Below are 14,432 nucleotides of genomic sequence, written 5' to 3'. Positions count from 1 at the left end.
TTTGTATGTGGTTGTTAGGTGGGCTTATCGGTTTTTATCTTTTAGGGTTGCTTTAATCATCTTACCGAAGTCTTTGTCTTTCTTTCTTTTCTCAAAATAATTCAATTCGTTGAACTCTGATTCTTTTTTCATTTTGATGTAGTTTTTATAGCGCTGTTCAGACAACTCGCCACTTTCGATAGCAGCTAAAATCGCACAGCCTTTTTCATTGGTATGCGTGCAATTACCGAATTTGCATTGTTCCGCCAGCGCAGATATGTCTGAAAAGGTTTCATCCATCCCCGTATCTACGGATAAATTACCAAGCTCTCTCATGCCAGGAGTATCAATTAGCATCGCTCCATTATCCAACTGGATTAACTCACGGCTCGTAGTGGTATGTTTTCCTTTATTTTGTTTTTTGCTCACGGATTGCGTTCTTAGTTGTTCGCTACCTAAGAGGCTATTTAATAAGGTTGTTTTACCAACACCGGATGATCCTAGTAAACAGTAAGTCTGACATGGCGCTAAGGCATCTTTAACGCGATCAAGGTTTTCGCCGTTTAAACTACTAAATGCCAACACAGTGACATTGGGAGCGATATTTGTAATGCTGTTCTTGAGTTCATCCAATTCATTTTGGGAAGAGAGGTCACATTTGCTTAACAGAATGACAGGGGTGATATCACCTTCGTTGACCATTACCAAGTAACGTTCTAATCTTCTGAGATTGAAGTTGTAATCTGCGGATTGAATAATAAAGGCAATATCTATATTTGCTGCAATTAACTGGATATCGACCAACTTACCTGACGTTTTTCTTTTTAATAGTGTTTTTCTCGGCATCACAGCATGAATGATTGCGTGTGTGTCTTCATCATAAAAATCTGCATACACCCAATCTCCTACTGTAGGCAAGTCGGTAGAAGAATCTGCGGTATAGAAAAGATGTCCCGATAATTCGGCGAACACTTCCATCTTACCGTTGTTTATAACGTATCTGTTCTTGTGTACGGAAATCACTCGAGCAATTTCATGAGCCGATGCCATGTCTGCATCAAGTTGGTTTTGAAACCAATCGTTAAACCCAATCGCTTCTAGCGCATTCATAGTTTTGTTAACCTGTCGAAGAGCGTTTTAAATTGCTGTTCTAGCTGTTTTCTGCTTGTGGTTTCGCCCGCTTTGATCAAGGCTTCCCAAGCATGATTTTGCAGTACGCGTTGAATCCAGTTGGTGCGTAGTGGTTCATCTATTTTTTTGATGGTTTCGGGTTGGTTGAGGGTCCACTGGCGTAGTTGCCAAGACACGGCTTCAAAGGGCTGATTTTCCAAATAGCCCATCGGGAAATCGGTTTTGAGTGTTATCTGATTGCCCGACAGTATTGCCAGAATCAGCTCGGCAGATAGATGTTGGAAAGCATCAGTCAGCAACCAACTGAATTGGTGATGGAAGTTGCGGTGTTGTTGTGCGACCAGTTCGCGTAAATTGAGATCGAACGGCTGCGCCATCATCAAAGAATGGGTGCCGCTGGCCTTGTCGCGCTTGATACCTAAATGCAGGGCGGTGAAACCGTTTTGATGCCAAAAATCTGCCAGGCTGGGGGTGGCGCCAAAGCTGGTGGTGACGGCAGAAAAGCCTGCTTTTTCCGCATCGAAAATAACGGATTGCAACAGCTCGGAACCAATGCCTTGTGATTGCATTTCTGGTTGTACGGCAAGGCGGACGATACGCAGCGTTCTGGGCAATAACCATTCACTATTGCCAGTTTGCAGGTGCATTTGTTGCGGGAATAAGTGCCCCTGTTTTCGACCCTCGGTTTCAATCGGTAAATTACCTTCTTCCAATGCAAATAACACGCCGAAAATCTGTTGGTCGTGTTCGGCCACCCATAGCTGTTGGTTGGGTGTTTCGAGTAGTTGCATCAGATCGTTAGGAGCAGTTTGGTAATGTGCATAGGTCAGTAGTTGAAACAGTTGAACCAATTGGTTTCTGTCGGACAGGAGGTCATCGACCGAAATAGGGCGATATGTTAGCTTGCTGATGTCAGTCGTTGAGACCGGTGGTGATGCTTCACCGGTATCGGTAGAAAACAGCAGGCATTGGTTGAGCGTGTTTTCCAGCGGATCGCCATCTGCCCAGCGAATCGGTGTTTGCAGTGTGGCGGTTTTGGTTTGAGGGAATTGTTGCTTTAAGGTTGCTTGAAATTTAAGCGTAAAGCCGCGACCGGACCCTTCATAGCCTTGTTGGGTGGTGGCGAAAATCATACGGTTGTAGGTTTCGCTCAAGGAGAGTAACAACGGCAAAGGCAAATGTGCTGCTTCATCCACCATCAGTAAATCACATGCTTTATGCGCGTTTAAAACAAGCTCATCCGGTGCGATAAAAAGCAGTTCCTTTCGCTCGGTAATTTCTTTATTACCTTGTTGAACTTGTATGTTGAAGCGCACCCTGCCTGGCAGATTTTCAATGATTTGAATGCTGTCGGAATACTCTTCAATGAGCTGATTTAACGTTTGTGTCGCACCTTGGAAAAGCGCCTGGGTTTGATCCAGTCTGGCTGCGGTAACGGCGATGGTTTGCTTGCCTTGTTGTAGTAGGCGAATTGCCGCTACTCCTAATAAAGTAGATTTGCCTCGACCGCGATCTGCTGTCAGCACCAAAGGACGATGACGGTGACCAAAAGCCACGGATTGGATTTTTTCCCAAGCGGCTTGTTGGTCTGCATTTAAGTGTAGGGCAGGTTTATTGGTATCGAATGCTGGTGTCTCAGAAATAGCCGAGGTTGGTAATGCCGGCAAAGGTGAATTTTGGGTTATCCAAAGTACCTGTTGTTGCTTGGCTTGGGTTTGCAACCCCTGCCATAAAAAGCGGTTAAAGCCTTTTAAGCTGTTTTCCAAAGTAAGTGGGTAACTTAAAAAACGACTATTTGATGGATTAGGAAATTCCATCCAGTTTACTGGTAAGCTCAGCCATAAAATACCGCCAGCGCGAATCATGCCGCCAGCTTGACCGAGGGCGTTTGCATCCAACCCTTGTTCACCACTAAAGATGGCAAAGTCGGTTTCTTGCCCTAAATAATGAGGCAATTTTTTAGCGGAAACAGCTTGAGTTGCGTTGAAACTGGAAGCTATTTCTTGTGTGATTTCCAGTCCTGTGAGAGTTGGTTTTGTTGTCGCTAACTCGATAAGGGCCTGTTGGATGTGATTTTGCCGCCAAGTGTTTTCGCCCACTAAAACCACACAAGCACGGTGTTTTTGCTCGGCTAAATAATTGTGTAGCAGCCGACACCAGCTTTGCCAGTCTTGAGGTTTCGGAGTTGAGTGGGCTTGAGTATCTGGCATGGTAAATTACAAATGCTTTTAGTTAACTTTAAAGGTGATTCGAGTATGGGTTGGAATATAGTCGAGTTCAATTTTATCGCCTTTGCGCGCGCTAAGCACTTGAATCTGTAAGGTTTGACCGTCAATAAAGCGAGTTTGTAGTTTTACGTCTCTTGGCGTGCGTGTTTTGAGCTGACTTTCTCGTGGCGCACGACAAGAATGCGGCATGAAGTAAATATGATGTTTTTCGCCGACTTTTATCGGCAGCGGCGTGCGATTGCCTTGGGATGTTCGGAAGCGTGTTAAATGCGTTAATTTTGGGGTAAAGAAACGCCAATGATGGGTGGTGATTTGCCCGGCTTCTTTGGTTTGCACTTGGGCGAGGTATTCGGCATTCCAATCTAATCTCAAGCGAGGAAAGAGCGCATACCATTCTGGCTTGGTGCCTTTGGACTCATGATTGGGGTCATTGAGATTGGTCATAGTGCGTTCAATCTCAACGGGCATTTTGCGCTGATGATCTATGCGATAGAGTTTGAAGCTGCCTTTGACAAAAGTGATGCGCCCCCAGTAAATAGGGTTGATTTGCATATGAACCGGGTAGCCGGAGGCATCACAATTCGGTAATGGATCTGGCATTTCTTCATAAAATACCGGTGGCACAGTGCTGTTGTCTTTGGGCCAAACAATCCATTTTGGGTTTTGGCGGGCAATGTCGTATCGTGCTCGGTCAAATGATTGTTTGGGAATGAGTTCATTTTTGCGACAAAGCCCCTTGTAAGCAAGTTCACCCGGGCGAGGGTCGGGTGGGTTGATACAGAGTTGCGCCAGTTTAAAATTACTGGTTTCAGCGGTAAAAGTTGAGGAGACTGAGTAGGGGCCGGGATTTTTCCCATTGATGCGATAAACCCCTGTTCCGATTTGATCGATGGTCATATTCAACAAACCGAGTCGATGATATATGGCTGACATTAGGTCATCAACGAACGGAATAGCGCTGTCTCGATTAAAACTGATGACTTCGTTAACGCCTGCGGGATAACCGACAGCATAGGCACGATCAGAAGGGGTTTTACCCGTAAAATCTACCAGGCTGGGTTGCTGAATATGGCCTTGAATATTGTTAACAACACAGTATTTGGAGTGGTTGAGTGCTGCTTGGTTGAGCTTGGCGTTAGGTTGTAAAGGCGTTAAGCCAACGTCATGGCGTAGCTGGTTGATATAGTTCCACGCATTTTTGGCAATTTGGTCGCTAGGCAAAACTTTATGCTCGGGGACGATGGTTTCTTTTGGTGCGTGTTCAACTTTGCCTCTGTGTGTTAACGATTCTGGTGGAGTCAGTAACAATAGGAACAGTTGGTAAGAAAGATACAGGAGCCCCAGTATCAGAATGAAGAGTTTAAGCAATCGCATCAGGCTAAAGATAACCTCATGTTACAGCCTACAACCACTCTGATAAGGGTTTGGGTTTTCCAAGGTAATAACCTTGACCATAGGTGATGCCGATTTCGGTGAGAGCTTGTAGGTCTTGTTCGGTTTCGACGTATTCGGCGACGGTTTCTTGGTTACGCAGTGCACTGATTTCTTGAATATAGCGAATAACGGCTTTATCAGATGGATCCGTGTGCATGTCCTTAATAAAGCTACCATCGATTTTCACCACATCAAATGGCAAGCTTTTTAAATACTCAAACGAGGACATACCGGTTCCAAAATCGTCCAACGCTAAACCGATACCTAAATTCTTACAATATTGGATAAATTCCGCAGCCTGACTGAAACTGCCGATGGCAGAGGTTTCGGTAATTTCCAGTTCCAGTTTTTGCCAAGGAAAGTGGAAGGTGGTTACAGCCTGCTTGAGTTTAGCTTGAAAGTCAGGGTGGTTTAAGCTGGAACCCGCAAGATTAACATGTGCAAGGTGAAGCTTGTCCAGATGCTCAGGGTGCGCACTGACGGTTTCAATAAAGTGCCACAACACATAGCTATCGATTTCACTCATTAACTGGTAGCGTTCCGCTGTAGGTAAGAATTGATCCGGCGGGACTATTTGCCCTTCACTGTTGCGTAACCTGATCAAGATTTCATAGCCAATTTTGTTACGAGAAACTTCCGGCGTTTGCAAAGGAACAATCGCCTGAGCATAAAGTTCGAATCTTGTTGAGTCGCTATCTGGACCATTGGCAAGCGCTTCTTTGACCATATTGGCAATTTGTAATTCTTGATTATAAAGCGCAGTTGTCTTGTCGTTTGGTTGGAAGATATGAAGTTTATTGCGCCCTAAGGATTTAGCCGTATGTGTTGCGGATTCCAGTGCTTTTATTAGCTCTTCCAATGTATATTCATTGGGTTTGAAAACAACCATACCTACTGATGCAGATACGGAATGTGCTTCTCCTTGCCAGGTAAAACGGAAGTCCGCCATGATGTCGAGCATTCCGTTTGCAAGAAGCATTGCTTGTTTCTCGGAATATTGAGGTAAAAGCAGATAGAAAATATCACTTTCCACACGCCCCATCATTGCATCTTTTGTTAGATGTTGTAGGCAGTGTTGCGAAACCATTTTTAAGAGTTCATCACCAGCTTGATGGCCTGCGGAGTCGTTAATCAAACGAAACTGGTCTATATCCAGCGCAATGATGGTGTGGTTGTTCACGGAGTCATCTTGTAAACAGGTTTGAATTTGGTGTTCGATATAGTAGCGGTTAAATAGCCCGGTTAACGAATCATGTTCAGACTGATAACGCATTTGCTCGGTAGTGGATTCGACTTTTTGAATCATTTGGTTGTAGCCGTCGAACAGCTTGCCGATTTCATTCTGTGAAGTGGTTTCGACGGTGTAGAAACGGTTGCGGATAACATCATTCTTTTGCATCGAGTCGGCAAGCAAACTAAAGGGTTTGTTATAGCTACGGCTAATCCACCATGCCAAAATCAGGGCGAAAATCAGCTCTAGAGGCAAGGCGAGGATGAGGAAAATCAGGTGCTTTTCGATTTGGGTAGAAAAGTCTTCCATATCGATAACATAAACAACGGAACCAAAACGATGTCCCCCTTCTTCTAGGGGATGTGTTACATATAGATCTACGCCAGAAAACTGGGGAGTTTCCGTACTTTTAGCAATCAAGTCATGGTAATGGTGTGAACCGTGGCGGTAGGTGTAAATCGAGCGATTGTCATTATCAAGCAGAACGACACGGTCAATTTGTTGGAACCCGGAAAGCGTAAAGTTCAAATCTGAATAAGCATCGACACTGTTGGAAAGCATGCCTTCCAATAAATCATGCTTCAATGCCGTGTTGATTTGGTTGGAAAGTTCGATGGCGAGGTTTTGACGTTGTTTCTTATCTAACCAGAAGGCAACCGTTAAGGAGCTGATGACCACGGTAAAAGTCACCACTGAAATAAGAATCATCAACTGGAGTTTTATGCTGAGTTTTCGCCACATTTTATTTTCAGTTGCTCCGTGAGTTCTTGTTCGGGTTATTTGGCGTTATCGTCAAAAGCAGAGGGGTTGACGATCGGCAGCGCAAAATCATTCCCCCATTCTTTCCAAGAAGCATCGTAGTTGGCAACATCATAGCCCAACTCGCGCAACGCTAAATAATTGGTTGCTGAGATTCGCCCGATGGCGCAGTAAATAATTATTTTTTTGTTTTTAGGAATGTTTGCATAGACCTTTTTCAACTCGTTAACAGGCTGGAAGCTTGCCATATGATCTTCAAGTTTTAAGTTGTGAGAAGCAGGAATATTGATGGCTTTTGGAATATGCCCAAAGCGTTTGGCGGAAGACTTTTCTCCTAGATAGGCCGGTTTCGGACGGGCATCAATAATCAATTCATTCGGATTTTTGGTGGCAAGCAATGTCGAGAACTTGGTCGCTAGGCGTTGATGTTTTACTTCGGTGATATAGTGACTAGGGGTATCCACAGAAGTTTGTTCGGTGGTTGGATAGCCTTTGCTGACCCAAAAGTCGTAACCAGTGCTAAGCACTTTGACATGTTGCAAACCATAAACTTCCAGTGTCCAAAATAATCTGGCGGCATCGACCAATGCACCATCATCATAAATAATGACGGGGGTTTGAATGTCTAATCCCAGTTTACGAAATAGCGTTTGAGCTTGCTGTGGTTCAACAATTTGCCCATTGGTTTTTTTATGAGCGTAAGTCCAATTGACGGGAAAGTTTAAAGCGCCTGGAATATGGTCTTGTTGATAAAGTTCTTTCGAGCGTGCGTCCAGTAAAATTGCATTTTGCTTATGTTGTGCGATAGCAATATTTAAGTCTTTGGCATCAATGCGAAGCGAGTCAGAAGAGGTTTCAGCATGAACGGAAAAGGGTAGAAAGCAAATAAGGGCAATAAACCAAGTGTTAAACAATTTTGCGTTCATAGTTATCACCAAAGACATGTTTTTTCAGTATTGAAGAGTATAAATAATACCCTACAAAACATAATAAATTTCAAGTATATCGGCATATCGTTTAAGATTCAATCTGTGCTGGTTTGGTTTGCATAGCCGTTAGAGCGACATCTCCAAAATCATGCATATAGATAATAATAGCAATATAAAAAAGTATCAAATACGTCTGAAATACCGAAGTCGGTAGGAGGGGGAGTCATGACGTTTAATAAGGGACAAAAAAGAGCTTCATTTAGCTGCTTAAATAAAAATAGACTGTTATCAGTAGCGAGAATGCTTGGGTTGATGGCGGTTCTGGTGAGCAGTTTGTTTCGACCTGCATTTGCGGCAAGTGATGAAGACTCATTGAGTATGAATCGCTTTACGGCAAAAGCACCGGTCGCACAGGTGCTCTGGATTCCTTCAGAGTATGGTTTATTGCCGCAAGAGAAAAAGCTGGCAAAGCAACTGCAGCAAAAAAACATTTCGGTTTTGATGCCGGATTTATTTGATAGCTACTTCCTTCCTGCTGCACCTAGCAGTATGAAAAAAATCCCCCCGGAAGTCGTTGCCAACTTGATTGTTAAACTGCAATACGATCACCCTAATTTACCGCTATTCATTATCGCGCCCAATCAAGCAGCTGCGTTGGCGGTAAAGGCTTTGGTTAAAGTTGAGCAGTCGCCAGTGAAAAATGTAGGGCTGATTTTACTGAACCCAAATCTTTATGTAAAAACGCCAGAAGCTGGCAAAAATGCAGAATATTGGCCGAGTGTATTGCTGTTGAATTTGCCGATAATGGTGTTGCAATCCGAATTGTCACCTTGGCATTGGCACTTGGCAGCTCTAAGCCAGCGTTTATCTCACGCGGGTTCGGATGTGTTTATTAAAGTTATTCCTAAAGTGCGGGACCGTTATTACTTCCGTCCAGACGCGATGGATATTGAACAGCAAACAGCCAAGCATCTTGCGAATGAATTAGCAGGTGCAATGGGCTTGTTGTCCAGTTATTTAGCAGAACCTCGTCAAGCGGGTAAATCGGATGATTCAACAACTCAGCTGACAACAGAAAAACAAACTCAAGAGCGAGACGAGTCAACGCCACCGAATGATGATGTTCTACCAGCTTACACCGGTGTGCAAAACCGTAGCTTGGTATTGCAGGATAGAGCAGGTAAAACCGTTAACCTTAAAGATTATCGTGGCAAAGTGGTGTTGCTGAATTTTTGGGCAAGTTGGTGTCCGCCTTGTGTGCATGAGATGCCTTCTATGGCAACGTTGAAAAATCGCCTGAAAGGGCAGGACTTTGAAATACTCGCGGCCAACCTTGCCGAAGATAAAGCGGCGATAGATGCCTTTGTTAAAACCCATCCAGTTAATTTTCCGATTCTGCTTGATCCAAAAGGTTCGGCAGTTAAGGAGTGGAAAGTCTTTGCCTATCCAAGCTCATATCTTATCGATAAAAAAGGGCAGATTCGTTTTGCCTTGTTTGGTGGCTATGAATGGACAAGTCCCGCCGCAATGAAAGCCATTGAAAACTTGCTAAAAGAGTAGCGGATATGACCAAAGCAGCCGATGATGGTTTTGATTTTCTCAATGCTGAGGGTGCTATTCCACCGGTTTCGGATGCTCTGAGTCTAACCGACGCGTTTGATACCACAGGGTTGTCGGAAAGCTTATCCGACGGCTTGTCTGGGTTTTACAGTTTGTCTTCGCCTGTTGATGCCTTGGCGGCTAGACTACTGATGATTGATCGTGCGCAACATCGGCTTTGCTTGCAATATTATTTGTTTAAAGAAGATATGATCGGCTCTTTGCTGATTGACCGCCTGCTAAAAGCGGCTGATCGCGGGGTTGAGATTCAATTGTTACTGGATGATCTACAAGGCGCACGCCGTGGCGCGTCTTTTGCCTTGCTGGCAAATCACCCTAAGGTTGAAATTCGTTTGTTTAATCCTAATCTGTTTCGCGGTTTATTTCGCGGGCTGGTACTGTTGTTTAATATGGAAAAGCTCGGTCATCGTATGCATAACAAAGCGATGATAGCCGATAGTGAAGTAGCCTTATTTGGTGGTCGAAACATTGGTACGGAATATTTTCTTTCCGACGAAAATCGTATGTTTCTTGATTATGACGTGCTGACGTTTGGCCCGATCAGCTTACAAGTTCAGTTAGCATTTGACAATTATTGGCAAAGCAGCGAATCGAAAGAATTGAATCAGCTTGATGTCGCACTTTATGCGATTAAAAACCGCCAGAGAAATCATTGGCGGCATCAGCAAATCATTTCTCATTTTGAGACGATGCCAATTGCAGAGTTATTAAAACAAAGTCCGTTACAAAAAGCTTCTCATCAAGAGCCTCTTTCTCTTGAATTAGCGCACGCCAATTTATTGGTCGATCCGCCTGAAAAGGTTAGTGCTTACTATGCAGAAAAGCATAGCTTAGCCTACCAACTCACATATGAAATTGAAGTGGAAAAATCTCTGGTATTGGTCTCTCCTTACTTTATTCCGACGCATGCAGGATTGGAAAGGTTTCGTGATTACATCAAGCAAGGTGTTAAGGTTAGAATACTTACTAATTCACTCGCATCTACCGATGTTACGTTGGTGTACTCTGCCTATCAGCATTATCAAAAAGCGCTTTTAGAAATGGGCGTGGAGTTGTATGAGTTGCGTCCAAAAGGATGGTTGGTAAACTGGGTGCAAACCCTGCTGGCAAAATTGAAGTGGGTGGATACCAATTGGCTGAAATCCCATCACTTGCTTCAATATTGGCATAGGCATCAGTTGTCTTTGCATACTAAATTAGTGATTATTGATGATCGTTATTTATTGATTGGCTCTGCCAATGCTGACCCGCGGTCAAGAAAACTGAATACTGAAATGCTTGCCGTTATCGACAGTGAAGCCATGGCAAAACAGGAAAATGATCAGTTGAATGAAATACTGGAAGCCGGTGTTTTTTATCAGTTGACTCTGATAAATGGAAAAGTTGCATGGCATTATCGAAAAGGTTGTCGAGAAAAAATGGTATTCGTGCCGCCAGAAGCGAGCCATTGGCGTAAAATAACTTCCAAGTTAATGGGATTGCTACCCATAGAAGGTTATTTATAGAGGAGAAAAGACGATGTTGAACGCCCCCAAATTGTTCTTGTTGTCCCTATTGTTTGTCTCGTTTTCAGGGCTGTTGAATAGCGCCTATGCAGATGATTGGCAGTTAAAAGAAGCAACGGATTTTTCCGCTCTGTCAAAGCAAGCGAAAAAAGACCACTTACCGATTGCCATCTACTTCAATATGACGAAGATAAACGGCAGTAAAAAACTGAAAGATCGAGCGATCTTGCCGATGATTGAAAACGGTATTTTAGATGGTTATGTCCACATGGTTCAGGTCACGGTGGATGCTGATGAGAAAATCAAAGACTTTTATGGTGAAGCCGTTAAACCAAAGTTTTTCCAAGACTTCTACAATATCACTTCGATTCCCAGTATTGTTTTTGTTGACGCTGATGGCAATGAAATCAGCAAACGCATGACAAACTCAGGCGCTTATGATTATGTGCCTTATTACCTGAAGCAACGTATCAATCAAGCGTTAAAAGAACTGGGTAATAAAAAACGTTTTAAAGACGTAAACTAAAAATCTACCAGGCTGGGGTGTGCGAATGGGTATGCATTGGGACTTTTCTTTAATATTGGCAATCGTGTTTTTCTTTGTGATTGCCTTGATTATGTACTTCACTAGAAACCGATAACAGCCTGGAAAAGAATTTAGTAGGTTAAAAGTTGGCTAGGTGGATCAACTTGGCTGCCTTGCATGTTGTTTAGGCGGAACCAGCCGCTAATGCTAAAGCGTGATTGTTGTGTCGGTAATACTTCATGCAAAATCTCTTCGCTCATAAACACCGCCAGCGTACCGAAATAGGGTGAAACCAGTATAGGTTTGGTATCTTCTTCATTTGCATAAATAACCAGTTCGCCGCCTTTTCCCGGTGACCATTCTGGGTTTAGATAAAGTACAGTTGTGACGATACGGTTGGCTTGGTCACGAAAGCTATCATAGTGTTTTTTGTAGAAATCGCCGGGCTGATAAAGCGCATAGTGGCACTCGTACTCAAAGAGCCCTAGAAACAATTCTCGATTCAGTCTAAATTGTAGGTCAGCCATTTTTGCCAAATAGGCTTGTTGTGTTGGCGTTTTGCCATCTAACCATTTAATTTTATCGCGGCGAATATCATTATTGAGTTGATGTTCGTCACCCCGACCGATACCGGCACGTTGTAGCTTTCCTTCTTGCTGATGTTCTTGTGCTTCTTCTAATAGTGCTTGGCAAACTTCGGTTTCAATCGCATTGGGCCAGACATACCATCCTTTTTCAACCAGGCTATCTAGTAATTGGTTAAAGGAGACGTCACTTTCGGTGTAGGTAGGGTCAAATAGCACCGTGGCATCAGAATCGTTGGCAGGGGATTGCATTGGGAAAACCTTCTAAAAAAACGCGTTGCACGAATAAGGTGTTTGGAAAAATCCGCCAGAAAAACGCGGACTGACTTGAAGCGAATTATCTGCCTCTTACCTTGGGAAAGCAATCAAAAAGTGCAAAATCTGCCAGGCTGGGGTTTAAAGTGTGTCAAACGCAGTACGACTGCAGCATCTGTTAGCAAAACCAAAACAGTTCTCCAAACCTTGAATATTAGGTGGGCTAGGCTTTCTTTTTAGTTAAAGCGACTTGAAGTTGTTTTAGCCAATCCACCATGATAGTTGCATCGTTTTCTTCTGCCATTCCAATAAGGGTAGTGATGTTTGCATTTTCTTCACCAAATGCTAAGGCAGCAATTTGATGTAAACGAACTAAGTGTGCGTGTTGTAAGTATGGATGAATACTGAAAGTACTTAATTTTGTCAAAATGACATAATCTAAAGTTAATTGCCAAATATCTTGTGGAATCTTAAATTTTTGTTCAAGACCTTTGTCGATTCCTTTTTCACGCATTGCAACCAGTTCATCGAGTAGGAAGTCTCGAAAAATTACTATGGCAGCCTTTCTCGCTGAAAGAGGAAGTTCATTCATATAGCCGAGTTCTATTGTTCTTAGAGTAAATATTCTTGCAAACATAAGCAGTTACCTGACCGAGGTTTCAAGACAACGGTTAATTTGGAGAAGCTCGACTTGACGCTGAATGATGTTGAGGTCTCTGCTGGTCGGAAAATAATAATCCAGTGCATTGCACTCTGTATCGTCGCTTGGCAAAGTTACACTGCGAACGACTGTCGCTGACAGTTTGAGTGTTTCGTCTGTTTCAGGAAAATAAAAAAGTAGGTCTACTTTGCTACTCATTGGATAACGCTTATTGGCTTTTATAGCAAGGCCACATGCGCTAATACTCATGAGTCTGGGAGCTATTTTCTTTGCTGTTCTCGGTATTTGTAAGTCTTTTAGGTATTCTGTGTAGGCTTCCAAGTGAAAATTTAGATATTGCGATAAATGAAACAGTGCTTGTGCTAGGGGTACCTGTTTGAATTTTGGTTTTTCAAAGTTAGCAATTGTTTTATCAATATCAAACTCAGTCTGAAAATTCATGGTCGATACAAATTTTGTAGCGGAAGATTTTTGAAGACTGAAAACAAGGTTTTTTGAATAGACGAGAAACTTTTGGTTCATCTGATCAAAGTGTTGAAAAGTTCTTGGAGCAGCCTCTTCAAGGGAAGAAGATTTTTGAAACCCGTTTAAGAGTTTTTGAAAAGTTATAGTATCTTTGGGTTTACTGCGAGCTGGATTTTTTCCACGGCATGCATTTTTAATGACTTCCCCGAAAGTGTCAATTAAATCTACGGCTTCCATGAATACTGGCTCTAGGATGTCTTTTTGTTCTTGAATGTGTTTGACTGAGTGCCAAATATCGAGCTTGGTTTTTTGAATCTTTTTTTCTACTGACGGCGGGAAGTAGTTTATGCCTAGAGCATAGATTTCGTCATTCCGTATAGGATCGCTTGGCATGATGTGAACCTGTACAGGCATTTCAACTCTCGGGAAGCGCCTTGACTCACCTTTTTCAAACCAAAAACCCATGTTGTCTCACTATTATTATCGTTTCGTAAAATTGTACAAACTGTTAGCAAAATAGTCTATGTTCTTGTTGTTTTGGGGAGGATTATTTTTTATGTGATTTGTCATTTAGAAGCAAGTGGCTGTTTAGTTTTGATGTTATCAAGTTATATCAGTGATTTGCGGTCGACGCGAAAAAGATAAGAGCTATAAATCTAGGTTTATTGCAGGGGGGTGTTTGGTTTGTGCGACAGGATTTTTAATCAACTAGGTTTTTTTAGAGAGTGCTGTTTGAATCTGTTGTAGCCACTTAGAGAGTATTTGAGCTTCCCCTTCAGTTTCTTTGATTAAATCTTTTAAGCTGGCTTGAGGCTTTTCAAGTGCTAAAGCTGCAATTTTATATAAGCGGGTCAAATGCTCGGGTGTCAGCTGAGACTGAAGAGTGAAAGATGTCAGCTTTGTGAGAATGAGGTATCGGAGCGTTAATTTCCATACATCTGGCGCAAGCTTGAAACGTTCTTCCAAATCTCTGTCGACACACGAAATTAACATATTTACCAATTCATCTAAGCGGTATTCTCTGAAAAATAACGTGCCAACCTTGCGAGCATGAAAGGGCAAGCTATTCATGTAGAAAGGTTCGATTGTTTTTTGTGTAAAGCTTCTTGAAACCATGAACAACCT

The 14,432-nt window shown here is 42.9% G+C and carries 12 protein-coding genes; 3 read left to right on the top strand and 9 right to left on the bottom strand.

Features of this window, described 5'->3' with window-relative positions; all coding sequences use genetic code 11:
- Window positions 1–24: 24 nt before the first annotated feature.
- From rsgA to N745_RS0110405, 5 genes are all read right to left on the bottom strand, one after another.
- A complete protein-coding gene (gene rsgA, locus N745_RS0110425) occupies window positions 25–1,089 on the bottom strand; it encodes a ribosome small subunit-dependent GTPase A (protein WP_024852068.1) in 1,065 nt (354 codons plus the stop codon).
- Window positions 1,086–3,320 carry a GNAT family N-acetyltransferase gene (locus N745_RS0110420; protein WP_024852067.1) on the bottom strand — a complete coding sequence of 745 codons (2,235 nt, stop codon included), beginning with the start codon at window positions 3,318–3,320 and terminating at the stop codon, window positions 1,086–1,088. The genes rsgA and N745_RS0110420 overlap by 4 nt, the downstream gene beginning before the upstream one ends.
- Window positions 3,321–3,338: 18 nt before the next feature.
- Window positions 3,339–4,646: a CAP domain-containing protein gene (locus tag N745_RS0110415; RefSeq protein WP_157833763.1), complete on the bottom strand. Its 1,308-nt coding sequence runs from the start codon at window positions 4,644–4,646 to the stop codon at window positions 3,339–3,341.
- 94 nt (window positions 4,647–4,740) lie between these two features.
- Window positions 4,741–6,744, bottom strand: coding sequence for an EAL domain-containing protein (locus tag N745_RS0110410; protein ID WP_024852065.1), 2,004 nt, complete (start codon window positions 6,742–6,744; stop codon window positions 4,741–4,743).
- A gap of 35 nt (window positions 6,745–6,779) precedes the next feature.
- On the bottom strand, window positions 6,780–7,688 hold the full coding sequence (locus N745_RS0110405; RefSeq protein WP_024852064.1) for a sulfurtransferase: 909 nt from the start codon (window positions 7,686–7,688) through the stop codon (window positions 6,780–6,782).
- Window positions 7,689–7,916: 228 nt separating this feature from the next.
- On the opposite strand from N745_RS0110405, the gene N745_RS0110400 reads away from it, so the two are divergent.
- From N745_RS0110400 to N745_RS0110390, 3 genes are read left to right on the top strand one after another with little or no spacing between them, the layout of a single operon-like run.
- Window positions 7,917–9,251, top strand: coding sequence for a TlpA disulfide reductase family protein (locus N745_RS0110400; RefSeq protein WP_024852063.1), 1,335 nt, complete (start codon window positions 7,917–7,919; stop codon window positions 9,249–9,251).
- A gap of 5 nt (window positions 9,252–9,256) precedes the next feature.
- On the top strand, window positions 9,257–10,816 hold the full coding sequence (locus N745_RS0110395; RefSeq protein ID WP_024852062.1) for a phospholipase D family protein: 1,560 nt from the start codon (window positions 9,257–9,259) through the stop codon (window positions 10,814–10,816).
- A gap of 13 nt (window positions 10,817–10,829) precedes the next feature.
- Window positions 10,830–11,342, top strand: coding sequence for a thioredoxin domain-containing protein (locus N745_RS0110390; RefSeq protein WP_024852061.1), 513 nt, complete (start codon window positions 10,830–10,832; stop codon window positions 11,340–11,342).
- A gap of 131 nt (window positions 11,343–11,473) precedes the next feature.
- On the opposite strand, the gene N745_RS0110385 is transcribed toward N745_RS0110390, so the two are convergent.
- The 4 genes from N745_RS0110385 to N745_RS0110370 all read right to left on the bottom strand — a co-directional run bounded on the left by N745_RS0110385 (window position 11,474) and on the right by N745_RS0110370 (window position 14,423).
- Complete coding sequence (locus N745_RS0110385; protein WP_024852060.1) at window positions 11,474–12,178, bottom strand: 2OG-Fe(II) oxygenase; 705 nt, start codon at window positions 12,176–12,178, stop codon at window positions 11,474–11,476.
- A 226-nt stretch (window positions 12,179–12,404) separates the two neighbouring features.
- A complete protein-coding gene (locus N745_RS0110380; protein ID WP_157833762.1) occupies window positions 12,405–12,818 on the bottom strand; it encodes a hypothetical protein in 414 nt (137 codons plus the stop codon).
- A gap of 6 nt (window positions 12,819–12,824) precedes the next feature.
- Entirely contained in the window at window positions 12,825–13,772 is a 948-nt protein-coding gene (locus N745_RS0110375; RefSeq protein ID WP_024852058.1) for a hypothetical protein, read from the bottom strand.
- A 243-nt stretch (window positions 13,773–14,015) separates the two neighbouring features.
- Entirely contained in the window at window positions 14,016–14,423 is a 408-nt protein-coding gene (locus tag N745_RS0110370; protein ID WP_024852057.1) for a hypothetical protein, read from the bottom strand.
- Window positions 14,424–14,432: the final 9 nt, after the last annotated feature.

The organism is Hydrogenovibrio kuenenii DSM 12350, from assembly GCF_000526715.1.
GTDB lineage: Bacteria > Pseudomonadota > Gammaproteobacteria > Thiomicrospirales > Thiomicrospiraceae > Hydrogenovibrio > Hydrogenovibrio kuenenii.
The sequence above is the reverse complement of the archived record's forward strand: the minus strand, read 5'-3'. Positions and strand labels throughout refer to the sequence as shown.